This is a genomic window from Oryzobacter telluris (assembly GCF_043099285.1).
Classification (GTDB): Bacteria; Actinomycetota; Actinomycetes; order Actinomycetales; family Dermatophilaceae; genus Oryzobacter; species Oryzobacter telluris.
Window position 1 is genome coordinate 1,670,920 of sequence record NZ_CP170723.1, and the last position, 21,653, is coordinate 1,692,572.

Sequence of the window (21,653 nt, forward strand, 5' to 3'; positions counted from 1 at the left end):
CTGACGAGGTGGTGCCCGGGTCCCCGCGACCCGGGCACCACCTCGTCTCCACGCCGGGCGGGCGACTGACCCCGTGCGCCCTCCCGACGGGTCTCAGGCGGCCCGCTCCCCGGCGGGTCGGGTGGCCAGGCCGGCGGCGCCCCACGCCGCGAAGCCCCCGTCGACGTCGGTCGCGCGGTGCACGCCCACGTCCCTCAGGGCGGCGGCGGCCAGGCTCGACGTGTACCCCTCCTGGCACAGGACGATGACGCGCAGGTCGTCGTCGGCGATCGGCAGGGCCGCGTCGTTGGTCGCGTCGAACCGCCACTCGAGGACGTTGCGCTCCACGAGGAGCGCCCCCGGCACCTCCCCGTGCTCGGCGCGCTGGGCGGCCGGACGGATGTCGACGAGGACGGCGCCCTGGGTCAGCTCCAGGGCGGCCTGCTCGGGGGTGAGCCGGTCGAGCCGGGCGCGGGCGGCCGAGAGGAGCAGGTCGATGCGGCTGGTGCTCACCAGTCGTCACCCGCCCGGCGCGACTCGGTGAGCTCGAGGACGCCCTCGCGGTCGGCGTAGTCGTTCATCCGCTCCAGGCGCGGGGCGTAGACGTGCAGCGAGACGGCCGGGTCGGGTCCCTCGTTGGTCACCCGGTGCACGTACTGCGCGCCGAAGCCGTGGGAGGCGCCCCTGCGGTGGATCCGCTTGAGGCCGCGGACCAGGCCGTGCACGGCGGTCTGCTCGACCAGCGCGCCCTGGAGGACGACGAAGGCGCCGGCGCTGCCTCCGTGGTCGTGCCACGGGGTGCCCTGGCCCGGCAGCCAGGTGAGCAGCCACACCTCGTGGTCGCCGTCGGCGAGGAGGCGGCGGAAGTAGCGGGCGCTGGGGTCGAAGTCGACGTGCGGGCGCCACAGGTCGTCCTGGCCGGCGAGGCGCCGGGCCGTGGTGAGCGGGCTCGTCGAGGGCGTGGCGTGGGTCTGCGGCAGGGTCGGGCGGGCGATGACGGTCATGGGTGTGCTCCGGTGCTGGTCAGGGGCCCGGCGCGCAGGGGCGCTGCTCGGGCGGGGGAGGTGAGGTGCTGGGGTGGTGCTGGAGTCGTGCTGGAGTCGTGCGCGGCGGCCGGGTGCTCAGGCCGTGGCGAGACAGCGACAGCCGCGGCGCGTCATCGGCAGGGCCGGGCGCGGGCTGCACATTCGCTGCGAACTCATGCGAGCACGGTAGTCACATAACGTCGAGTTGTGCAACCCATAACATCAAGTGTGGACGGGCGGGAAGGCCTCCGCCGCCCGGTGGCCGGCGAACGTGGGTGAAAAGTGTCGCCATGCCGACGGTTCTCACCCACGTTCGCGGGATGCGGGCGCGGCCCGGGCCTGCGCTGGACCGGCGGGGTCGCCACGTCGGACAGAATGGGCGGGTGAGTCCCGCACCCGACGCCCCGCTCCGCGACGCCGCCCACCAGGCCGCCGTCACCCGCAGGATGCGCGAGGTCGAGCAGTCGATCCTCTCCCGCGCCCCCGAGCACGACCTCGAGCCCTCGCTCGACCGGATCGCCGCGGTGATGGAGCTGCTCGGCGACCCGCAGCGCACCTTCCCCGTCATCCACGTCACGGGGACCAACGGCAAGACGAGCACCGCGCGCATCATCGAGTCGCTGCTGCGCGAGCTGGGGCTGAAGACCGGACGGTTCACCTCCCCGCACCTGCACTCGATGCTCGAGCGGGTCGCCATCGGCGGCGTCCCCATCGAGGCCGAGCGGTTCCTCGACGCGTACGACGAGGTCATCCCGTTCATCGAGATCGTCGACGGACGCTCGATCCTCGACGGCGGCCCGGCGATGACGTACTTCGAGGTCATCGTGGCCGTCGCCTACGCCGCGTTCGCCGACCTGCCGGTCGACGTCGCGGTGGTCGAGGTCGGCATGGGTGGCTCGTGGGACGCGACCAACGTCATCGACGCCCCCGTGTCGGTGGTGACGCCCATCGGCATGGACCACGCCCACTTCCTCGGCGACACGATCGAGGCGATCGCCACCGAGAAGGCCGGCATCATCAAGCCCGACGCCATCACCGTGTCCGGGCTCCAGCTCGAGCCCGAGGCCTACGAGGTCCTGCGTGAGCGCGCCGAGGAGGTCGGTGCGCGAATCGTGCTGGAGGGCAACGAGTTCGGCGTCTCCGAGCGTGATGTCGCGGTCGGCGGCCAGCAGATCTCGGTGCGCGGTCTCGCGGCCGAGTACCCCGACCTCTACCTCCCGCTGCACGGCACGCACCAGGCCCAGAACGCGGCCGTCGCGATCGCCGCGGTCGAGGCCTTCCTCGGCGGTGGCGAGCAGCCGATCGACATCGAGGTGGTCCGCGCCGGGCTGGCCCGGGTCGACTCACCGGGACGGCTCGAGATCGTCCGGCGCAGCCCCACCGTGCTCGTCGACGCCGCGCACAACCCCGCAGGGGCCGTGGCGCTCGTCCAGGCGCTCGAGGACTCGTTCACCTTCGCCCGGCTCGTCGGCGTCATCGCCGTGATGAAGGACAAGGACGCCGCCGAGATGCTCGAGATCCTCGAGCCGGCCCTCGACGAGGTCGTCGTCACCCGCACCACCTCGCCGCGCGCGATGTCGCCGCGCAAGCTGGGCGAGATCGCCGCCGAGATCTTCGGTGACCACCGCGTCACCGTCGTCGACGAGCTGCCCGACGCCCTCGACCAGGCCGCCGGGCTCGCCGACGCCGGGGGCGGTGTCGGGGGAGGGGTGCTCGCCACCGGCTCGGTCGTCACCGCGGCCGAGGTCCGCATGCTCCTCGGGACGACGAACGTCTGACCTCCTCGGGTCGATGACGCCGGTGCGCCGGCGGGTCTAGGGTGCGGCGCATGCGCCGGACCGCCACCACCCTCGCCGCCGTGGTCCTGCTCGGTGTCGCCGGGTGCGGCGGGTCCCCGGCGTCGGGTGGTGCGTCGTCGGGCTCGGCGACGCCCAGCGCGCCGGCCTCCTCAGCTGGGCCGGACACCCCGCGCGAGGGGCCGACGGGCGTCCTCGCGGCCACGGACGGCAAGGCCTCCACGGTGGCGACGAAGGTCGATGTCGGGGGCCAGCCGTGCGGGGTGGTCGTGGCGTTCGACGCGGTGTGGGTCAGCGTCAACGACACCGCCGAGCTGCTGCGCATCGACCCCGCGAAGGGCGTCGTGACCCACCGGACGAAGGTCGCCGACAAGCCGTGCGAGATCACGGCGACGAAGGACGCCCTCTGGGTCGTGACCCAGTCGGGCGTCGTCGACCGGGTCGACCCCGCCACGCGCACGGTGGTCGCCTCCGTGCCGACGGGGTTCGCCTCGTACGAGGCGGTGGAGGCGTTCGGCAGCATCTGGGTGAGCAACCGCAACGGGCAGTCGCTGACCCGCGTCGACCCCGCGTCGAACGCGACCACGACCGTCGACCTCCCCGGGGTCAACGCCGGAGGCCTCGCGGCCACGGCGGACGCGCTGTGGGTCGGCGACGACACGACCGGCTCGGCGGCCATCGCCCGGGTGGACCCGACGTCGCTGGCCGTGACGAAGGTCGAGGTCGGGGGCAACCGTCCCGGCTACGTCGCGGCGACGGGGGACCGGGTCTGGGTCTCGCGGGTGAAGTCCGGCACGGTGACCGCCCTCGATGCCGCGTCCGGAGCGGTCGTCGGTCGGCCCACGCCGGCCGGGTCGTCGCCGGTGAACCTCGCGGGCAGCCCCGACGGCCGCTGGGTGTGGGTGCCCGACGACGCGACGAACCTCCTCACCCGCATCGACGCGGCGACCGGCGATGCCGTGGAGCGGCTCGAGGTCGGCTCGGGTCCGGCCGTCGTCGCACCCACGGACGAGGGCACCTGGGTCACCAACTTCGGTGACGGCTCGGTCTGGTTCGTCGCCCTCGCCGGCTGACGCCGGTCAGCGCGGCGTGGACCTCAGGGGAGGGTGATGGTGGCTGCCACGGTCCCGTCGGACTCGACGACGAGCGGCGGCGCCGTGTCGTGGCTCGTCGCGTCGCCGTTGCACCGGGTGACGCCCGACTCGGTGGCGCACACCGTGAACGACCCCGGTCGCAGGGCCAGCGACCCGGTCGCGCTGAACAGGGTCTGGCTGCGCACGACGTAGCCGCTCGAGTGGCGGACCGACAGCGTGACGTTGCCGTACGCGCCATCGGGGTCGGTGACACTCCACGTCAGGGTCCCGCGGACCTTCAGCTGCGACTCCGGGGTGGCGGTGGTCCCGCCCGGGGTGACGGCGAAGGTGGTGGCCCCCGCGGCGATGAGCGCCGGCACGTCACCGATCGCCGTGCCGAACCTTGGGATCTCGTCGAGCACCTCGCCCTTGGTGTTGTTGGGTCCGTCGCCGGAGGTGACCACCCAGTCGCCGACGGGCAGCCGCGACGAGGTCCAGGCACCGGAGAGGGTCGTGGAGGGCACGGCGGAGAAGCGCCCGTCCGACCGCTGGAGGTACACGGGCTGGCCCGGCGCACCGGCCGAGTCCGGACCGACGAAGCGGCCGGTGAGGGCACCGGCGCGGGGGATGGCGACGTCTCCGACCGAGGTGCGCGCCCGGAGCGAGGGGGACGGTGGTCTTGACGACGTTGCCGCCGAGGCAGGCGGGCACGTAGGACTGCTCCTCAACGCTCACCGCGCCGGCCTTGGTCATCGCGGCGGCGCACATGTTCACGCTCGTCGCGGCGGTGTTCGACCGGATGACGAAGCGTCCGTCCGACGTGGTGGGTGCCTGGGAGAAGCCGAGGCCGAACCCGGCCGCCGACGGGTGGTGCGGGTCGCCGGAGCCCTCCTCGACGACGCGCCCGTCGAGGCGGTGGGTGACCCCCACGACGCCGACGAGGTCGACGATGACGTGGACGGAGCCGGGCGTGACGGCGCGCAGGATGATCGAGCCACCGGCCACGGTCGACACGTAGGTCGTGTTCGTGACGGTCTCCCCGGCCGAGAAGTTGAGCACGGAGGGCGCGGTGTCGCCCAGGCCGAAGCGCAGGTGGCCGCCGGCCGTGGCCCGCGTGGCGGTGACCGCGACGACGATCGCCGAGGGCGGGCCCTGCACGGGGGTGCTCGGCACGGGGATGGAGACCATGCGGCCGTTGTCGGCGTTGAGCTGCTGCCCCGTGGCCCGGGTGTCGAGGAGCCGCTGCGGGGCGAGCCCGACCGTGCCGAGGGGGGTGTCGGTGGCGTCGCCCTGCTGCACCCAGCCGAAGGAGTCGACGACGACGTGGACCGGCGCGGATGACATGTTCCACACGCGGACCGTGCCGGTGGACGACAGGCGCACGAGCGACATCCCGGCGCGGTCGCTGCCGACCTTGTAGGTCAGCGTCGTGGTGTTCGGGCGAGCGGTGTCGGACGGATGGGCGACGAGGTAGCCGGCCGTGGAGGGCCGGACGGCGACGACGTTGAGGAAGGCGGCGGCGGCGCCATCGGGGGCGGAGACGCCGCTGACCTGGATGTCGCGGTAGCCCTGGGCGGGGACGGCCGGCCCGGTGACCCGGCTGTCGAGCACGCGGGTGGCCTCGGTGGGCGTCACCGAGCCGGGGTTCGTCGTCCCCTGGTTGGTGCGGACGTACCCCCGCAGCGAGACGAGCACGTGCGTGCTGCCCTTGCCGCCGTTGAGCACGGTCAGCTGGCGGCTCCCGGTGAGCTGCACGACCGCGAGGTTGGCGGTGGGCGTGCCCGGCGCGTAGTTGAGGTTCGAGGTCGAGGGCTGGCTCGCCCCCGACGGCCACACCGCCAGCCACCCCGTCGTCGTGGGCGACGCCGCCGTGACGTTGAGGACGACCGCCGTCGCGTCGGAGGGCACGTAGGCCGGGTCGCCGGTGGGGACGGCGATGGTGCGCCGCTGGCCCGCGGCGAGCGCCCCGCCCGTGGTGCGCGAGTCGTACAGGTCGGCGCCGTCGGTCACCTGGGTGATGCCGGCGACCTTCGCGACGTCGAGGGCCGACGCGGCTGCTGGGGCCGTGACGACGGCCGCAGGTGCGGTGGCGGCCGCAGGTGCGGTGGCTGGCGCAGCAGCGTGGGCGGGCAGGCCGGGGACGGCGAGGGCCACGGCCGCGAGAGCGGCGGCGACCAGGGCACGGCGGGACGACGACGACACGAAGAGAACCCCCTGATGAAGAACGACGAGGGGACCATACGACGAGGCCCCGACACCGTGGGACTTCCGGCCCCGTCATTGCGAGAACTCGCAGGTCTGCGTCGTGCTGGATGACGCGGCGCGCGTCCCTCAGCCGGGGGCGGGGCGGTCCGAGGCGCTGCGGGCGAGGCGGGCGAGCTCGACCCGGTTCGCGGCCCCCGTCTTGCGCAGCAGGTTCGACACGTGGGAGCTCACGGTCTTCTCGCTGACGAAGAGAGCCCTGGCGATCTCGCCGTAGGTGCGCCCGGCGACGACGTGGTCGAGGATCTCGCGCTCGCGCGTGGTGAGCCCCGGCAGCCCCGGCAGCCCCGCGTCGCCCGACGCCGACCCACCACCCCTCGTGGCCACCTCGTCGAGACGGACCCGGGCCGAGCGGGCGAGGTCGACCACCTCGCGCAGCACCGGTTCGGCGCCCAGCTCCGCCGCCAGCCCGGCCGAGCGCCGCAGCAAGCCCGCCGCCTCCTCGCGCGACCCCCCGGAGAGCAGCAGCGACTCACCGGCCCGGAACGCCGCGTACGCCGCGTCCCACGGCCAGACGCCGTCGAGGAGGCCGGCGGCCCGGCGCCACAGGGGCGGGCCGTCGGGGGAGCGCCGGGCCCGGGCGACCTCCGCGGCGTACAGGGCGTCGAGACCGTCGAGCTGGGTGGTGTAGGTCTCCCGGATCGCGACGCTGTCGACGATGACCCGCGGGAAGCGGGCCACCAGCTCGTCCAGCCGGCGCAGGTGCACCTCGGGCGACCGGTGCTCGGACCGAGCGGCCAGTGCGAGGTCCGCGAGGGCCCGGGCGCCCAGCGGGCACAGCCACTCGCACAAGGTCGGGGGGACGCCGGGGGACAGGGCTCCGGCCATCGCCGCCGCGTACGCGCCCTCGGGGTCACCCGACGCGAGCCTCACCTGGGCCCGCACCGCGTCGAACTCGAACGCGAGGAAGTCCGTGGTCTCGGCGAAGAGCTCGTCGGCTCGGGCCAGGTGCTCCTCGGCCTCCCGGTGTCGCCCCTGGTAGGCAGCCATCCGGGCGGCGGTCAGGCGCGCGGTGACGTCGGCCGCCGCGCCCGGGTCGGACCCGAAGGCCACCCGCAGGCGCTCGCCGCAGCCCTTCCAGTCGCCGGCGCCCAGCAGGGTGCCCGCCTCGTCGGCCGACATCCACGCGAGGTAGGGATGCGGGCCACCGAGCGACTCGAGCTGCTCCCTCCGCCGCCCGACGAGGTGCGCCCACGTCGGGGTGGCCCACACGTCGGCACCGTTCGCCTCCCACAGCGAGGCGTGGACGAAGCCCCACCAGTCGCGCGCGACCGCCGCGTTCTCCACGCCCCGGGCGCCCAGCGCCTCGCCGTCCCCCGAGCCGGAGAACCCCGCCGCCATCGACGCGGCCGCGTAGGCGTAGGCCAGGGCTCGGGGGTGCCCGACCGTGGTGGCTCGTTCCAGGGCGGCGGCGGCGGCGCCGGGAGCCGTGGGGTCGTCGGCCCACAGCGAGGCATGGGCCAGCTCGGCCAGGGCGAAGGCGTGCTGCCACGAGGCCGGCTCGGGCGTGGTGAGCTCGACGGCGCGGCGCATGGGCTCGACTCGGAGGAAGCCCCTCCCGGTGGAGAACCGGAGGTGCTCGCGGCGCACGACCAGCTCGGCGACGGCCAGGGGGTCGACGGTCTCGTCGAGGTCCCCGAGCAGGGTCTCGACCACGTCGAGCTCGGCCTCGTGGCTGCCTTCCGCGGCCGCCGCCCGCCGCAGCCGGTCGAGGAGGTCGCGGCGTGACTCGGCCACGTCCTCCACCCGCTCCCTCAGCTCGACGAGGCGACGCAGGAGGACGAGGGCCGCTGCCCCGTCGTCGCGGTCCGTGGCGAGGTCGGCCGCGCACAGGGTCCAGCGGTAGGCGTCGGCGTCGTGGCCGGCCCGCTGGTGGTGCTCGGCGACGGCCGACGCGGCGGCCAGCCGCGCGGCCGGGTCCGTCGCCCCGTCCGCGTCGAGGTCCGCCTCGCAGACCCGGGCGAAGGCGGCGTGCAGCTGGCGCCGCTCCTCCGCGGCGAGGCCCGACTCCAGCGCCTCGGCCTGGAGGGGGTGGTGGAACCAGTGGCCGCCGTCGGCGGTGACGTCGAGGACGCCCGCCTCCACGGCCTCGCGCAGGAGGGGCGTGGCCTCCTCCGGTGTCGACCCGACGAGGGAGGCCGCCCGCCGCAGCGCCGCTCCGGTGGCCACCTCGCCGCCCACCGCCACCGCCAGGACCAGCTCGCGCGCCGGCGCGGACAGCCGGTGCCACGGCCTCAGCACCGCGCCGCGCAGGTCGTCCGGGAGGCCGGGCCCGAGGTGACGGGCGTCCGGGCCGAGGTCCTCCACGAGCAGCCGGTTGAGGTACGCGTTGCCCCGGGTGCGCTCGAGCACCTCGGTGACGAGCGACTCGTGCGGTGTCGAGCCCAGCAGCGCCTGCAGCTGCTCACGCGTCGCCGTGCGGTCGAACGCCCCGAGCGACAGCTCGGTGAGGCACGGCATCCGGCGCACGTCGGCGAGCCACCGCTGGAGGGCGTGCCCGGCCGCGCCCACCTCGTCGCGGCGCAGCGTCATCAGGATGCCGAGGCCGCGGTCGGCGGGGCCCGCGAGCACGTAGGTGAGGACGTCGAGCGAGCCCGGGTCGGCCCACTGGATGTCGTCGACGACGAGGACGACGGGGTGGTCGCGGCTCGTCCGCTCCAGCCACTCGTCGACGACGACGGGCGCGCCCCCCGACCCCTCACCGTCCAGCGGGGGAGGGCGCAGCCCGGCCGGGAGCCGGCGCACCGCGGTGCGGATCGGCATCAGCGGGACGGTCGTCGCGCCCATCGGGAGGCAGACCCCGCTGAGCACGACGAGGTCGGGGTCCTGCGTGGCGGCGTCGCGGCAGACCCGCTCGACGAGTCGGGTCTTGCCGACCCCCGCGTCGCCCGAGACGAGCAGGGCCGTCATCCGACCGTCGCGCGCCGCCTCGACGACCGACGCGACCCGGTCGACCTCCCGGGACCTGCCGACGAACGGGGCGGCCGCGCCCGAAGGGCTGGCCACCCCCCGAGTGTGGCAGCCACGGCTCCGGCCCGACATGGCCCGATCTGAGGGGGGTGAGGGCCGGGTCTGAGGGGTGCACCCCGATGTGGGTGGGGGTGCGCCGGGCCGACCGTGGAGGAGTCGGAGAAACCGCTCACCACCAGCTCGGAGAAGACCGTGAACCAGAACCAGTCCCAGACCACCACCACCTCCATCACCTGCCGGGTCGGCACCGGTCGTCGCGTCCTCGCCGGCCTCGCCGTCCCCGTCCTCACCGGCCTGTTCGCCGTCGGCCTCGGCGCCACGCCGGCGCAGGCCCGTGACGACGCCGGCCCCGCCGCCACCGTCGTCGGCCACGCCGGCGCGTGCTTCCTCGAGCGCGTCGGTGACCAGCTCGTCCGCTGCGACGACCTCACCGGGAACGGGGTGCCGGCACCCGGGTACATCCCCGAGCGGTGAGCCGACCCGGCACCCACGGCGGCCCCGGACCCCACGGTCCGGGGCCGCCCTCGTGGGCGCGGGGTCAGTCGTCGAGGTCCTCGCCGGCGAGCGCCCGCGCCGCGAGCCGCTCCTCGCCGGCCAGCCGCCAGACCTCCAGCGCTGCGCCGCCGTTGACGAGCACGATCACCGCACCGAGGACGAGGTCCGGCCACCCCGAGCGCGTCACCGCGGTGAGCACCCCCATCGCGATGATGGCGAGGTTGACCGCGACGTCGGAGCGGGCCGAGAGGTAGGCCGCCCCCGACAGCGAGCCGCCGTGGTGCCGCACCCGGGCCAGCAGCAGGGCGCAGGCCCCGTTCACCAGGGCCGCCCCGCCGGCAGTGAGGACGAGGGGCCGGACCGCGGGCGCGACCGGGTCGGACACCCGGGTCACCACCTGCCACGCCGCCGCCACCGCCGGGACGAGGATGACGAGGGCCATCACGTGCCCCGCCAGCGCGCGCCGGGCCAGGGTCCACCCGAGCGCGAGCGCGATGAGCAGGTTGATCGCCGTGTCCTCGAGGAAGTCCACCGAGTCGGCGAGCAGCGCCACCGACCCGATGGCCAGCGCGACCGACCCCTCGACGGCGAAGTAGGCGAGGTTGAGGGCCGCGACGACGAGGACGACCCGTCGCAGCGCGGCTGGGGCGAGGACCGGTGACGTCACCCGACCATCAGAGCAGACGCCGCGGCCCCCTACCCTTGGCGCATGTCCCCGCTCGTGAAGCTGCTGCTCCTCGTGGCCGTCGCCGTCGCCATCTGGTACGTCGTCGTGAAGATCCGCTCGGCCCAGCAGGAGCCGGTGACCTTCACGCCGGTCGAGGAGCTCCCCGAGGAGGCGCGCAACGCCGTCGACGCCGCGCTCGCCCGGGGTGAGGTCGTCGCCGCCGTGAAGCACTACCGCGCGGCCACCGGGGCGAGCCTCATGGCGTCCAAGGCGGCCATCGACGTGCGGAAGTGGAAGCAGGGCGCATGAGCCGCCTGCCGCTGTACGGGCGACAGGGCAAGTTCACCTACCGGCTCCTCGCGATCGCGCTGTTCGGGCAGTCGGTCATCCTCAGCTTCTTCGCGCTCGTCGCGCGGGGCAACGCCATCGCCGCGGGGGAGCCCGAGAAGGCGGGCCCGCTGCTCTGGCTGGGCCTGGGTCTCGCGGTGCTCGCGCTCCTGGGGTCCGGCCTGATGCGCAGCCCGGTCGGCATCACGGTCGGCTGGCTCGTGCAGGTCCTCACCTGGGTGAGCGCGTTCGTCGTGCCGGTGATGATCGGGGTCGGCGTCGTCTTCACCCTGCTGTGGGTGGTGCTCCTGCTCCAGGGGCTCAAGGTCGACGCCCTGGTCGCCCGCCGTGAGGCGGAGGCGGCGGCCGGGCGCTCGTCCTCCCGTGGCTAGGCTGGTCCCGTGACCACCGAACGCTCGCTCGTCCTCGTCAAGCCCGACGGTTTCGCCCGCGGCCTCACCGGGGAGGTGCTGCGCCGCATCGAGGCGAAGGGCTACGGCCTCGTCGCCCTGCAGGTGCTGACCCCCGACGTCGAGCGCCTCCACCTCCACTACGCCGAGCACGAGGGCAAGCCCTTCTTCGAGCCGCTCGTCGCGTTCATGTCCTCCGGCCGGGTGGCCGCGGTCGTCATCGAGGGCGAGCGCTGCATCGAGGGGTTCCGCGCCCTCGCCGGTGCCACCGACCCCACCACCGCCGCGCCCGGCTCCATCCGCGGCGACCTCGGCCGCGACTGGGGCGAGAAGGTGCAGAAGAACATCGTCCACGGGTCCGACTCGCCCGAGTCCGCCGCCCGCGAGATCGGCATCTGGTTCCCCGAGCTCTGAACGGCCCGCCCACGGTGTGGCACCGAGGGATGACGCGCCCCCCGACCTAGCCTGCTGGGCATGACCGGGTGGGACGTCGGATGGCTCCGAGGCAGGGACCTCGCCATCGACCTCGGCACCGCCAACACCGTCATCTACGCCCGAGGCCGCGGGGTCGTGCTCGACGAGCCCTCGGTCGTCGCCGTGCGCACCGGGACCCACCAGCTCCTGGCGGCCGGGAGCAAGGCCAAGGAGATGCTCGGCCGCACCCCGGAGACGGTCAGTGCGGTCCGCCCGCTGCGCGACGGCGTCATCACCGACGCCGACGTCACCGAGCGGATGATCCGCTGGTTCGTCGACCAGGTCGCCCCGTCCCGCCTGATGAGGCCGCGCGTCGTCGTCTGCGTTCCCGGCGACATCACGGGCGTCGAGCGCCGTGCCCTCGAGGACGCCACGCTGCGCTCCGGCGCGCGGCGCGTCTACGTCATCGAGGAGACGATGGCCGCGGCGATCGGGGCCGGGCTGCCGGTCGAGGAGACCCGGGCGTCGATGGTCGTCGACGTCGGCGGCGGGACCACCGACGTCGCCGTGATCAGCCTCGGCGGGGTCGTCACCGCGCGCACCGTGCGCACCGGCGGCGACGAGATCGACCTGGCGATCGTCAGCCACGTGAAGAGCGAGTACTCGCTGCTGCTCGGGGAGCGCAGCGCCGAGGACCTCAAGGTCGACGTCGGCTCGGCGTTCCCGCTGGCGCAGGAGCTCACCGGCCGGGTGCGCGGCCGCGACCTCGTCACCGGCCTGCCGAAGACGGTGACGATCGGCTCGGCCGAGGTGCGCCGCGCCATCGAGACCCCGGTCGCCCAGATCGTCGAGCTCGTGCGCACCGTCCTCGACGTCTGCCCGCCCGAGCTCGCCGGTGACGTCGTCGACCGCGGCATCGCGCTCACCGGTGGTGGGGCGCTGCTGCGCGGCCTCGACGAGCGCCTCTCGCACGAGCTCGGCGTGCCCGTCCACGCGGCCTCCGAACCGCTCCACGCCGTGGCCCGCGGCGCCGGCCGCTGCGTCGAGGAGTTCGGTGCCCTCGAGCGCGTGCTCGTCGACAACCGCCGCCCCTGACATGCACGTCCGCCGCGCCCCCGCCCTCCGCCCCGTCGGCAGCACCACCCGGCGGCGAACCCGACGCACGCGCCTCCTCGTGGTGGCCGTCGTCCTCACCGCGCTCGCGACGCTGCTGGGTGCGGGCGGGGTCACCGACCTGGCCCCCGTGCGGTCCGCCGCCGCCACCGTCCTCGGCCCGCTCGAGCGCTGGCTCGGCCCCGATGGCGACGCCCTCACCTCCGAGCGCGCTGCCCGCACCGCCGCCGAGGCCCGTGCCGCGAGCGCCGAGCGCGAGGCTGCGGGCCGGTCCGAGCTCGCCGCGCTCCTCGCCGACCCGGCCCTCACCGGTCAGCGACTCGTGGCCGCGCGCGTCGTCGCCGTGGGGCCGTCCGGGCCGGCGGGCCCCGAGCGGGTCACCATCGACGTCGGCTCGAACGACGGGGTCGAGGTCGACACCACGGTCGTCGCCGCCGAGGGGCTCGTCGGGCGGGTCGTCTCGGTGGCTCCGTGGACCTCCGACGTCCTCGTCGTCGGCAGCCCCGACCTCGTGGTCGGCGTGCGCGTGGGGGAGCGGGGTGTCCTCGGCGAGGCATCCGGGTCGGCCGTCCGCGGCGCTGCGAGCCCGATGGCCGGCCTCCTCTCGCTCGGCCTCGTCGAGCGCGGCGTGATGGCCCCCGGCGACACCGTCACGACCCTCGGCAGCGTCGGCGGGCGCCCGTACGTCGCCGGCGTGCGGGTCGGCACGGTCCGCGAGGTCGACGACCGACCGGGCCGGCTCGCCCCCACGGGCACCCTCGCCCCCGCCGTCGACCCCACCAGCCTCGACGTCGTCGCCGTCGTCCTCGGCCCCTCGCGCGACGTCCCGCGACCCGTCGTCACCGGTACCGGCTCGTGACCCCCGTGGCGGCAGTCGCGCGGGGGCTGCTCGTGCTCGCCGCCGTGCTGGTCGCCGTCACGATGGGGGCGCGCGGCCTCTCGCCCGTCCCCGACCTCGCGCTCGTCCTCGTCGTCGCGTGGGCGCTCCTGCGCGGGCCGCTCGTCGGGGCGGCGGCGGGCCTGGCCACCGGCTGGCTCGTCGACCTCGTCCCGCCCGGTCCCACGCACCTCGGCGTCACGGCGCTGGTCTACGCGGCGGCGGGGTTCGTCGCGGGCCGCACGCGCGTGGAGGGTCCGGTGGCGGCGCCGCGTGTCGCCCTCGTGGCGCTGGGGGCGGCCGTCCTCGTCGAGTCGGTCGCGGTCGTCGGGGCGCTCGCCGTCTCCGCGCCGGTCGACCTCGCCGACCTCGCCCTGCGCTGCTTGCTCACCGCCACCGTCGCGGCGGTCGTCGTGCGCCTCGTCGTGGGCGCCGAGCGCGGCCTCGTCCGGCGCCGGTACGGCTGAACCGCGTCGTGGTGATGATGCGCCGCCGCCCGCGCCTGGGCACCGGACCCCGCGACCGCCGGGGTGTGGCGTTCCACGGCCGCTTCCTCGCCGTCGTGCTGCTCGTCGTCCTGTGCTTCGGCACGCTCGTGGCGCGGCTCGGACAGGTGCAGCTCGTCGGCCACGCGGACTACGCCGCGGCCTCCTCCCTCGACACCCGGACCCTCACCGAGCCGGCGATGCGCGGCCGCATCCTCGACGCCCAGGGCCTGCCGCTCGCCGACAACCGCGCGAGCACGGTCGTGACCATCGAGCGCCGCGTCATCGTGGGCAGCCGCGACCGGGCCGAGTCGGTCGTGCGTGAGGTGGCGCGCGTCCTCGGGCTGCCGCCCGAGCACCTGCTGGCCCGCACCTGGCTGTGCGGCGAGGAGGGCGCGCCGGCCGCTCCGGCGTGCTGGGCCGGGTCGCCGCAGGTGCCCGTCCCGCTGGCCGAGGACGTCGACGCCACCCGCGCCCTCACCCTCGTCGAGCGGCCCGACCGGTTCCCGGGCATCGCCGTGGAGTCGCGTCCCGTGCGCGTGTACCCCCGGCCGCTGGGGACGAGCGCCGCGCAGCTCATCGGCTACCTCGGCCAGGTCCGCGCCGACGAGGTGGGCCCCGCGACCGGGCTGACCGCCGACGACCTCGTGGGGCGGGCCGGCCTCGAGGAGCAGTACGACGACGTCCTGCGCGGGACGCCCGGCCGCACCGTCGTCTCGGTCGACCCCCGGGGGCTCGTGACCGGGGTCGTGTCGCGGACCGCGCCGGTCAACGGGCGCGACCTGGTCACCTCCATCGACGCGCGGGTGCAGGCCACCGCCGAGCAGGCCCTGGCGGCGCAGATCGCTGCGGCCCGCAAGCGCGGGTGGGCGGCCGACTCGGGGGCCGTCGTCGTCCTCGACCCGCGCACCGGAGCCGTGGCGGCCCTGGCGAGCGCGCCCACCTACGACCCCAACCTCTGGACCGGCGGCATCAGCGAGGCCGACTACGCCACCCTCACCTCGCCGGCGGCCGGGACCCCGTTGCTGTCCAGGGCGATCGGCTATGCCACGGCGCCGGCGAGCACGCTCAAGCCCGCCTCGGTCACGGCCTCGGTGGCGGCGGGCAACCCGCTGCACGGACGCTACGACTGCCCCTCGAGCTACCGCATCGGCAACCGCGTCTTCAACAACCACGAGACCAAGGGCCGCGGCCTCATCAGCTTCGCCACGGCCATCCAGATCTCGTGCGACACGGTGTTCTACAAGACCGCGTACGACGCGTGGCGCGCCCAGGGCGGGATCACCGCGGCCACCGACGCCCCTGACCCGTTCGCCTCGGTCGCCAAGGGGTTCGGGCTCGGAACGCGCACCGGGATCGACCTGCCGGGGGAGGCCGCGGGCCGCGTCCCCGACCGCACCACGAAGAAGGCGTACTGGGAGGCGACGAAGGACGAGCTGTGCGGACGGGCGCGCACGGGCTACCCCGAGGTCGCCGACACGAAGCACGCGGCCTACCTCCAGGCGGTCGCGGTGGAGAACTGCGCCGACGGCTACCTCGTGCGCCCCGGCGACGTCGCGAACTTCTCGATCGGCCAGGGCGACGTCGCCACCACCCCGCTCCAGGTCGCCGTGATGTACGCGGCGATCGCCAACGGGGGCACCGTCCTGACGCCGCGGGTGGGGGCCGCCTCGGCCGACCCGGTCACGGGGGCGCGTTCCGACATCGCCGCCGGCCCGACGCGCAAGGCTCCCGTGTCGGCCGAGCTGGATTCCTACCTGCGCGGCGCCCTGCGCTCGGCCGTCACCGACGGCAGCACCCGCTGGCTGTTCCGCACGATGACCGACTGGCCCGTGGCGGGGAAGACCGGGACCGGCGAGGTCGTGGGGAAGCGCGACACCTCGTGGTTCGTCTCCTACGCCCCGGCGAACACGCCGCGCTGGGTCGTCTCGGTGGTGGTGTCGCAGGGTGGGCCGGGGGCGCGGACGGCTGGCCCGGTGGCCAAGAGCGTCCATGAGACCCTGCGCTCCATCCGCTGAGCCCCACGGGTCGTCTCGGCGCCGACCTCGGGCGCGAGGGGTCGCCGACCGGCCGATAGGCTGGCGCCATGGCTGACTTCGACGTCGTGGTGCTCGGTGCTGGTCCTGGTGGTTACGTCGCGGCGATCCGCGCGTCGCAGCTGGGGAAGAAGGTGGCGGTCGTCGAGAAGAAGTACTGGGGCGGGGTCTGCCTCAACGTCGGCTGCATCCCGAGCAAGGCGCTCATCAAGAACGCCGAGGTCGCGCACCTGCTCCAGCACGAGAAGGCGAAGTACGGCATCGAGGGCGACGCCACGGTGAGCTACGGCGTCACCCACAAGCGCTCGCGCCAGGTGTCCGGCGGCATCGTCAAGGGGGTGCACTTCCTCATGAAGAAGAACAAGATCGAGGAGGTCGACGGCTGGGGCACGCTCACCAGCGCCACCTCGATGGACGTCGCGCTCAACGACGGCTCGACCCGCCAGCTGACCTTCGACCACCTCATCGTCGCCACCGGTGCCGTCACCCGGATGCTTCCCGGCGTCGAGGTGTCGAAGAACGTCGTGACCTACGAGGAGCAGATCCTCGACGAGGAGCTCCCCGGGTCGCTGATCATCGCCGGGTCGGGCGCCATCGGCGTCGAGTTCGCGTACATCATGAAGAACTTCGGGGTCGACGTCACCATCGTCGAGTTCCTCGACCGGATGGTCCCCACCGAGGACGCCGACATCTCCAAGGAGCTGCTCAAGCACTACAAGAAGCTCGGCGTGAAGGTCATGCTCGGCACCAAGGTCGAGAGCGTCGAGGACACCGGGTCGGGCGTGAAGGTCACCGTCTCTCCGGCAGCCGGGGGCGACCAGCAGGTCCTCGAGGCCGACAAGCTCCTCTCGGCGATCGGGTTCGCGCCGCGCACGCAGGGCTACGGCCTGGCCGAGATCGGCGTCGAGATCACCGACCGCGGAGCCGTCGCCATCGACGAGTACTGCCGCACCAACGTCCCCAACGTCTACGCCATCGGCGACTGCACGGCCAAGCTGATGCTGGCCCACGTCGCCGAGGCGCAGGGTGTGGTCGCCGCCGAGACCCTCGCCGGCGCCGAGACGCTGCCCGTCGACTACGACATGATCCCGCGGGCCACGTACTGCCACCCGCAGATCGCCTCGTTCGGCTACTCCGAGGCGCAGGCGAAGGAGAAGGGCTACGACGTCAAGACCGCGTCGTTCCCGTTCAGCGCCAACGGCAAGGCCATGGGGCTGGGCGACGCCGTCGGCTTCGTCAAGGTCGTCGCCGACGCCACCCACAACGAGATCCTCGGCGCGCACATGATCGGCCCCGAGGTCACCGAGCTGCTGCCCGTGCTGACCCTCGCGCAGAAGTGGGACCTCACCGCGGACGAGGTGTCGCGCAACGTGTTCGCGCACCCGACCCTGTCCGAGGCGGTCAAGGAGGCCGTCGAGGGCATCGCCGGCCACATGATCAACCTCTGACCGTTCTCTCCGACCGGTCTGACCGCCGTCACCCCGGACGCGGGCGCCTCGCCGTGCGCTCGATGGTGGCCGCCCTCCTGATGATGACGACCGCCGCCTGCGGGTCCGACACGCCCCGCATCGAGACGGTGCACGGCACCGCCGACTCGCCGCGCCTCGTGGTGGGCGTCGACGACTGCAACGCCCACCCGACCGCGACCGTGGAGGAGTCCGAGGCGGAGGTGCGGATCCTGGTGCACGCCAACCGCTCCTGGGGAGATCCCGACTGTGCCGACTCCGTCGCGGTCACGCTCGACCGGCCGCTCGGCACGCGCGCCGTCGTCGACGCCGCCACGGACCGGCGCGTCGAGGTGCTCCCGCCCGCCACGTGAGGGCGGGCGGGCGTCATCAGGAGGACCGAGGGCAGCGGCGGCTACATCCCGGACTCGACGTTGAGGATGTTGCCGTCCGGGTCCTCGAACCAGGCCGACTTGAACGACCCGCCCATCGTGGCGACGCCGTCGTCCCACTCCAGGCCCTCGGCCTCGAACGTGCTGAAGGTGATGCCGTGCTCGCGCAGGGCGGCGACCTCGGCGTCGAACTGGTCGGGCGGGATCTGGAACGACATCGCCGTCGCCTTGTTCGTGCCGGCGAAGGCCGAGGGGTAGACGAAGAACGAGGTCTTCCCGGCGCTGTACATGACGCCCTCGGGCGGCTCACCCACCGAGGAGAAGCCGAGGACCCCCTCGTAGAAGTCGCGGGCCCTCTGGACGTCCTTCACCGCGAGGGCGGGGATCGGGTCGTGGTCGCCGAGCATGGGATCTCCACGGGCGGACCGGGCGACCGTCGTCCGGTTGGCCCAGTTCGGACCCTAGGGACGCGCTGCGCCGCAGGTCAATGGACCGAAATGACTACCGCGGTGGCGGCCTCACGGCCTTCTCAGCCGAACGCGCTGGCGAGCCGTTTGGTGTTGTTCACCGCGACCACCGCGGCCCCGAGCGCCAGCGTGATGACGGCCGCTCCGGTGAGCAGCGGGTGCCGACGCGCGAAGCCGACGAAACCGGCGGTCGACGTGCCCACACCCTCCAGGGGCCGGGCGCCGCTGGACACCTCCTCGAGGTAGACCCCGGGGCTGCGGTACCAGCTGCCCTTGCCCTTCTTCCGGCGCTTCTTCTTCGCCACCACGCACCTCCCGACTCGCGGACCCGTCCATCAAACCGCTGGGAGGCACGCGTGTCGAGACGCACGAGGGCCCGGCGGCAGGTGCCGCCGGGCCCTCGTGGGTGGGGTGGTCGTCAGGCCGGATTCTGCGCGAGGAAGCCGTCGATCTGGTTGATGGCCGAGCGCGCGCCCTCCTCCATCCCCATGTCGAGCACGGTCTGCAGCGCCTCGGCGGACTCGAAGGTGCTGGTGAACACCGCGGTCGTGCCGCCGTCGGTGGAGGAGAACGCGTAGACGTTCTCGGAGACCGGCAGGTCGGGGTTGGGGGTGAGGTCCTCGGTGGCGAAGCCGTCCCTGAAGGTGAAGCGCGACGTCGGCTCGACCGCCGTGATGTCCCAGTAGCCCGCGAACTTCTCGCCCTCGGGGGAGGTCATGTAGTACGTGGTGCGGGTGCCGGGCTTGAGGTCGTGGTCGACGAAGGTGGCCGGGTACTCCGGCGGGCCCCACACCTGCTCGAGCTGGCGCGGGTCCTCGTAGAGGCTCCACACGCGCTCGACCGGGGCGGCGAACTCCGCCGTGATCGTCAGGGTGCGGGACTCGACGTCCTTGGTGATGTCGGTGACGGGCATGTCAGTTCTCCTCGGTGAGTAGTGCGTCGATACGGGCGACCCGCCCCCGCCAGACGCTCTCGATCTCGTCGAGCATCGAGGCGACGGACCGGACCGCCTGCACGTCCCCGCTGGCCAGCTGCTCACGACCGTTGCGTCGCTTCGTCAGCAGGCCGGCCCTCTCGAGGACGGCGACGTGCTTCTGGACGGCGGCGAAGCTCATGTCGTACCCCGCCGCCAGGGCGGTGACCGAGTGCTCGCCGGCCAGGACGCGGCGCAGGATGTCGCGCCGGGTCCGGTCGGAGAGCGCGTGGAACAGGGCGTCGGCCCGGTCCTCGCTGGTCTCGTTCACGGCACCAACATACAACCAATCGGTTGTACGTTGTCAAGGGGGCGACGAGGTTCTCTTCGGGGGAGGGGTGTGGGGTGGTCGTTGCTACCGTCGCCCGATGGGCCTCGCCTCCGACCTCGGGTACTCGATCGCTCCGTCCACCGGGTTCCAGCGGGCGGTGCGGGTGGTGGCGTCGAGCCGTCCGGGGGCGTGGACGCTGGCGCGGATCCTGCCCGCGCTGGACCGGGTCGTCTCGCGCCTCTCGCGCGGGCGCACCACGGCGGCCGAGGTGCTCGCCGGCCTGCCCGTCCTCGTCGTGACGACGACGGGTCGCCGCAGCGGCCTGCCGCGCTCGGCGCAGCTCATCGGTGTCCCGTTCGCCGGCGACGTCGCGCTCATCGGGACGAACTTCGGCCAGTCCGGCACACCCACGTGGGTGCTCAACCTCGAGGCCGACCCGCGGGCCGTGGTGATGCACCGCGACGTGGCTCGTGATGTCGTGGCGCGCGTGGCGTCGGACGCCGAGCGGAGCGAGATCCTCACTCTCGCAGGGCAGGTCTACGTCGGCTACCCGAAGTACTTCACCCGCGTGACCGACCGGCACGTGCGGATCTTCGTGCTGGAGCAGGCCTCCTGAGCCGCGGTGCGGCACACCGTCATCAGGGTGGGCAGCGGGTGCCCTCGGGAGGGACCGTGAGGTCGACGAGGTAGCGGGAAACGTGCTCGCCGGTGCAGTCGTCGCGCCCGAACGCGCCGTGACCCACGCCCTCCCAGGTGAGCAGGCGCGCGTGGCCGAGCGAGGCGGCCATCGAGACGGCGCCCTGGTACGGGGTCGCCGGGTCGTGCACGGTGCCGACGACCAGGATCGTGGGGGCCGACGGTGCCACGGGTGCGTGGAGGGTGTGGCGAGGTGCCGTCCACGGGGTGCAGGCCATCATCTGCGGGGCACCCCACTGCCCGAACAGGGGGTACTTCTTGGCGAACCGGGCTGCAGCAGAGCGGATCTCCTCCTCGGTCGGTCCGGGAGCGCTGTCGGTGCAGTTGATGACCATGAGGGCGTCCTGGAAGTTCGTGTCGGCGTCGACCTCGCCGCGGACCGAGGCCGCCTGCTCGCGAAGGCTCCCTGAGTCGCCGGAGGCCGCTTCGGCGAGAGCCTCGGCGAGGTCCGGCCAGCGGGCGTCGTCGTAGAGCGCTGCGGTGACGCCGTCGAGGACGTCGACGCCGGTGGCCGGGAGGTCGCCCTGAGGCCGGCCGCTCCGGATGGGGTCGGCGTCCGCGCGCTCGACGAGCCGCGCGGTGGAGGCACGAACGTCGCCGAGTGCGTCGCAGACGAGGTGGGTGGCGCACCAGTCGACGAACGCGTCGAAGGTGTCCTCGAAGCCGGCGACCTGGCGCTCGCTGGTGATGATCCACGGCACCGTGGGGTCGGTGGGGGCGTCGAGGACGATGGCGCGCACGTGGCTGGGGAACAGGCGCACGTACTCACCGCCGAGCTTTGCCCCGTACGACCACCCCACGGCCGTGAGCTTCTCCTCCCCGAGCGCGGCACGGATGGCGTCGATGTCGTGGGCCGTGGCGGTCGTGCCGTAGTGCCCGGCGTTTCCGTCCAGCGCCGCGATGCATCTCTCGACGTGCTCGCGGTACGGGTCGGCGACGGAGGAGTACCCGGCATCCGTCGTGAGGTCGGCGATCGGGCGCGACAGCGGCTCCTGCTTCGGGCAGTGGATCGGTCCCGACCGCCCGACGCCGCGAGGGTCGAACCCGACGAGGTCGAAGGCGTCGAGCGTCGCCTGCGGGAGGTAGCCGGCGGCGTAGAGGGCGTTGTCGACACCCGACCCGCCGGGGCCGCCGGCGATGAGGAGCAGCGGCTCCTTCGCCTTCTCCATCGGGCCGTGGTGGACGCGGACGAGCCGGATGGTGATGGTCCCGCCTCGCGTGGTGGGGGTGCTCGTCGCGGTGGTGAGCGGGTCGAGCGGGACGTCCACCAAGCTGCAGGTGATGGTGAGGCGCGGCAGTCGGTCGGGTGCGATGCCCGCGGTGGTGGGGTTCACGGACGAGTCGCACGGCCCCCACACCAGGCCGTCCATGGCCATGGGTGGGGTCGCGGAGCAGCCGACCGTGACCGCCACGGCGGCCGCGACCGCCATCAGGGCGAGCGGCCGACCGGTGACCATGGCCCAGTGCACCACCGGGACGT

Annotated in this window: 24 protein-coding genes; 13 read left to right on the plus strand and 11 right to left on the minus strand. The window is 74.1% G+C overall.

What is annotated here, in order from left to right:
- Positions 1-93: 93 nt before the first annotated feature.
- Both ACFLFB_RS07570 and ACFLFB_RS07575 read right to left on the minus strand, forming a co-directional pair.
- Entirely contained in the window at positions 94-492 is a 399-nt protein-coding gene (locus tag ACFLFB_RS07570; RefSeq protein WP_392545098.1) for a rhodanese-like domain-containing protein, read from the minus strand.
- Positions 489-983, minus strand: coding sequence for a cysteine dioxygenase (locus ACFLFB_RS07575; RefSeq protein ID WP_392545099.1), 495 nt, complete (start codon positions 981-983; stop codon positions 489-491). The genes ACFLFB_RS07570 and ACFLFB_RS07575 overlap by 4 nt, the downstream gene beginning before the upstream one ends.
- A 404-nt stretch (positions 984-1,387) precedes the next feature.
- Here ACFLFB_RS07575 and ACFLFB_RS07580 point away from each other — a divergent pair, with 404 nt between their 5' ends.
- On the plus strand, positions 1,388-2,782 hold the full coding sequence (locus ACFLFB_RS07580) for a bifunctional folylpolyglutamate synthase/dihydrofolate synthase (protein WP_392545100.1): 1,395 nt from the start codon (positions 1,388-1,390) through the stop codon (positions 2,780-2,782).
- A 50-nt stretch (positions 2,783-2,832) separates the two neighbouring features.
- On the plus strand, positions 2,833-3,873 hold the full coding sequence (locus ACFLFB_RS07585; protein WP_392545101.1) for a hypothetical protein: 1,041 nt from the start codon (positions 2,833-2,835) through the stop codon (positions 3,871-3,873).
- Positions 3,874-3,896: 23 nt separating this feature from the next.
- Here ACFLFB_RS07585 and ACFLFB_RS07590 read toward each other — a convergent pair whose 3' ends face one another.
- From ACFLFB_RS07590 to ACFLFB_RS07600, 3 genes are all read right to left on the minus strand, one after another.
- Positions 3,897-4,295, minus strand: a complete 399-nt coding sequence (locus ACFLFB_RS07590) for a hypothetical protein (RefSeq protein WP_392545102.1) — start codon at positions 4,293-4,295, stop codon at positions 3,897-3,899.
- Positions 4,255-6,075 (minus strand): hypothetical protein, encoded by a 1,821-nt coding sequence (locus ACFLFB_RS07595; protein ID WP_392545103.1) that lies wholly within the window; start codon positions 6,073-6,075, stop codon positions 4,255-4,257. The genes ACFLFB_RS07590 and ACFLFB_RS07595 overlap by 41 nt, the downstream gene beginning before the upstream one ends.
- Before the next feature lie 129 nt (positions 6,076-6,204).
- Positions 6,205-9,141, minus strand: coding sequence for an AAA family ATPase (locus tag ACFLFB_RS07600; RefSeq protein ID WP_392545104.1), 2,937 nt, complete (start codon positions 9,139-9,141; stop codon positions 6,205-6,207).
- Positions 9,142-9,297: 156 nt separating this feature from the next.
- Here ACFLFB_RS07600 and ACFLFB_RS07605 point away from each other — a divergent pair, with 156 nt between their 5' ends.
- Positions 9,298-9,579: a hypothetical protein gene (locus ACFLFB_RS07605; RefSeq protein WP_392545105.1), complete on the plus strand. Its 282-nt coding sequence runs from the start codon at positions 9,298-9,300 to the stop codon at positions 9,577-9,579.
- A 64-nt stretch (positions 9,580-9,643) separates the two neighbouring features.
- On the opposite strand, the gene ACFLFB_RS07610 is transcribed toward ACFLFB_RS07605, so the two are convergent.
- Positions 9,644-10,267 (minus strand): cation transporter, encoded by a 624-nt coding sequence (locus ACFLFB_RS07610; RefSeq protein WP_392545106.1) that lies wholly within the window; start codon positions 10,265-10,267, stop codon positions 9,644-9,646.
- A gap of 42 nt (positions 10,268-10,309) precedes the next feature.
- On the opposite strand from ACFLFB_RS07610, the gene ACFLFB_RS07615 reads away from it, so the two are divergent.
- From ACFLFB_RS07615 to ACFLFB_RS07655, 9 genes are all read left to right on the plus strand, one after another.
- Positions 10,310-10,576, plus strand: a complete 267-nt coding sequence (locus ACFLFB_RS07615) for a hypothetical protein (protein WP_392545107.1) — start codon at positions 10,310-10,312, stop codon at positions 10,574-10,576.
- Positions 10,573-10,986 carry a DUF4233 domain-containing protein gene (locus ACFLFB_RS07620; RefSeq protein WP_392545108.1) on the plus strand — a complete coding sequence of 138 codons (414 nt, stop codon included), beginning with the start codon at positions 10,573-10,575 and terminating at the stop codon, positions 10,984-10,986. Before ACFLFB_RS07615 ends, ACFLFB_RS07620 begins: the two co-directional genes overlap by 4 nt.
- Before the next feature lie 9 nt (positions 10,987-10,995).
- Positions 10,996-11,418 (plus strand): nucleoside-diphosphate kinase, encoded by a 423-nt coding sequence (gene ndk / locus ACFLFB_RS07625; protein WP_392545109.1) that lies wholly within the window; start codon positions 10,996-10,998, stop codon positions 11,416-11,418.
- A 60-nt stretch (positions 11,419-11,478) separates the two neighbouring features.
- A complete protein-coding gene (locus ACFLFB_RS07630; protein ID WP_392545110.1) occupies positions 11,479-12,513 on the plus strand; it encodes a rod shape-determining protein in 1,035 nt (344 codons plus the stop codon).
- A 1-nt stretch (position 12,514) separates the two neighbouring features.
- Positions 12,515-13,390, plus strand: coding sequence for a rod shape-determining protein MreC (mreC, locus tag ACFLFB_RS07635; RefSeq protein ID WP_392545111.1), 876 nt, complete (start codon positions 12,515-12,517; stop codon positions 13,388-13,390).
- 5 nt (positions 13,391-13,395) lie between these two features.
- Positions 13,396-13,875: a rod shape-determining protein MreD gene (gene mreD / locus ACFLFB_RS07640; protein ID WP_392545112.1), complete on the plus strand. Its 480-nt coding sequence runs from the start codon at positions 13,396-13,398 to the stop codon at positions 13,873-13,875.
- A gap of 14 nt (positions 13,876-13,889) precedes the next feature.
- A complete protein-coding gene (gene mrdA / locus ACFLFB_RS07645) occupies positions 13,890-15,911 on the plus strand; it encodes a penicillin-binding protein 2 (RefSeq protein ID WP_392545113.1) in 2,022 nt (673 codons plus the stop codon).
- A gap of 68 nt (positions 15,912-15,979) precedes the next feature.
- On the plus strand, positions 15,980-17,377 hold the full coding sequence (gene lpdA, locus ACFLFB_RS07650; protein ID WP_392545114.1) for a dihydrolipoyl dehydrogenase: 1,398 nt from the start codon (positions 15,980-15,982) through the stop codon (positions 17,375-17,377).
- A gap of 62 nt (positions 17,378-17,439) precedes the next feature.
- The gene (locus ACFLFB_RS07655; protein ID WP_392545115.1) at positions 17,440-17,748 is read left to right on the plus strand and encodes a hypothetical protein; all 309 of its coding nucleotides are present in this window, start codon (positions 17,440-17,442) and stop codon (positions 17,746-17,748) included.
- A 41-nt stretch (positions 17,749-17,789) separates the two neighbouring features.
- Here the strand turns inward: ACFLFB_RS07655 and ACFLFB_RS07660 are convergent, their stop codons facing one another.
- The 4 genes from ACFLFB_RS07660 to ACFLFB_RS07675 all read right to left on the minus strand — a co-directional run bounded on the left by ACFLFB_RS07660 (position 17,790) and on the right by ACFLFB_RS07675 (position 19,477).
- Positions 17,790-18,173 (minus strand): VOC family protein, encoded by a 384-nt coding sequence (locus tag ACFLFB_RS07660; RefSeq protein WP_392545116.1) that lies wholly within the window; start codon positions 18,171-18,173, stop codon positions 17,790-17,792.
- A gap of 122 nt (positions 18,174-18,295) precedes the next feature.
- The gene (locus ACFLFB_RS07665) at positions 18,296-18,538 is read right to left on the minus strand and encodes a hypothetical protein (protein WP_392545117.1); all 243 of its coding nucleotides are present in this window, start codon (positions 18,536-18,538) and stop codon (positions 18,296-18,298) included.
- 113 nt (positions 18,539-18,651) lie between these two features.
- Positions 18,652-19,146 carry an SRPBCC domain-containing protein gene (locus ACFLFB_RS07670; protein ID WP_392545118.1) on the minus strand — a complete coding sequence of 165 codons (495 nt, stop codon included), beginning with the start codon at positions 19,144-19,146 and terminating at the stop codon, positions 18,652-18,654.
- Between the two features lies 1 nt (position 19,147).
- The gene (locus tag ACFLFB_RS07675; RefSeq protein WP_392545119.1) at positions 19,148-19,477 is read right to left on the minus strand and encodes an ArsR/SmtB family transcription factor; all 330 of its coding nucleotides are present in this window, start codon (positions 19,475-19,477) and stop codon (positions 19,148-19,150) included.
- 97 nt (positions 19,478-19,574) lie between these two features.
- Between ACFLFB_RS07675 and ACFLFB_RS07680 the strand changes: the two genes are divergently transcribed.
- Positions 19,575-20,093 carry a nitroreductase family deazaflavin-dependent oxidoreductase gene (locus ACFLFB_RS07680; RefSeq protein ID WP_392545120.1) on the plus strand — a complete coding sequence of 173 codons (519 nt, stop codon included), beginning with the start codon at positions 19,575-19,577 and terminating at the stop codon, positions 20,091-20,093.
- A 22-nt stretch (positions 20,094-20,115) separates the two neighbouring features.
- Here ACFLFB_RS07680 and ACFLFB_RS07685 read toward each other — a convergent pair whose 3' ends face one another.
- Positions 20,116-21,645: an alpha/beta hydrolase gene (locus ACFLFB_RS07685; protein WP_392545121.1), complete on the minus strand. Its 1,530-nt coding sequence runs from the start codon at positions 21,643-21,645 to the stop codon at positions 20,116-20,118.
- Positions 21,646-21,653: the final 8 nt, after the last annotated feature.

Bases quoted from the DNA above. Each gene is read 5' to 3' on its own strand.
- ACFLFB_RS07575 (WP_392545099.1), bottom strand. From the start codon at position 983: ATGACCGTCATCGCCCGCCCGACCCTGCCGCAGACCCACGCCACGCCC.
- ACFLFB_RS07585 (WP_392545101.1), top strand. From the start codon at position 2,833: ATGCGCCGGACCGCCACCACCCTCGCCGCCGTGGTCCTGCTCGGTGTC.
- ACFLFB_RS07615 (WP_392545107.1), top strand. From the start codon at position 10,310: ATGTCCCCGCTCGTGAAGCTGCTGCTCCTCGTGGCCGTCGCCGTCGCC.
- ACFLFB_RS07620 (WP_392545108.1), top strand. From the start codon at position 10,573: ATGAGCCGCCTGCCGCTGTACGGGCGACAGGGCAAGTTCACCTACCGG.
- ACFLFB_RS07630 (WP_392545110.1), top strand. From the start codon at position 11,479: ATGACCGGGTGGGACGTCGGATGGCTCCGAGGCAGGGACCTCGCCATC.
- mreC (WP_392545111.1), top strand. From the start codon at position 12,515: ATGCACGTCCGCCGCGCCCCCGCCCTCCGCCCCGTCGGCAGCACCACC.
- mrdA (WP_392545113.1), top strand. From the start codon at position 13,890: ATGATGCGCCGCCGCCCGCGCCTGGGCACCGGACCCCGCGACCGCCGG.
- lpdA (WP_392545114.1), top strand. From the start codon at position 15,980: ATGGCTGACTTCGACGTCGTGGTGCTCGGTGCTGGTCCTGGTGGTTAC.
- ACFLFB_RS07655 (WP_392545115.1), top strand. From the start codon at position 17,440: ATGGTGGCCGCCCTCCTGATGATGACGACCGCCGCCTGCGGGTCCGAC.
- ACFLFB_RS07660 (WP_392545116.1), bottom strand. From the start codon at position 18,173: ATGCTCGGCGACCACGACCCGATCCCCGCCCTCGCGGTGAAGGACGTC.
- ACFLFB_RS07670 (WP_392545118.1), bottom strand. From the start codon at position 19,146: ATGCCCGTCACCGACATCACCAAGGACGTCGAGTCCCGCACCCTGACG.
- ACFLFB_RS07680 (WP_392545120.1), top strand. From the start codon at position 19,575: ATGGGCCTCGCCTCCGACCTCGGGTACTCGATCGCTCCGTCCACCGGG.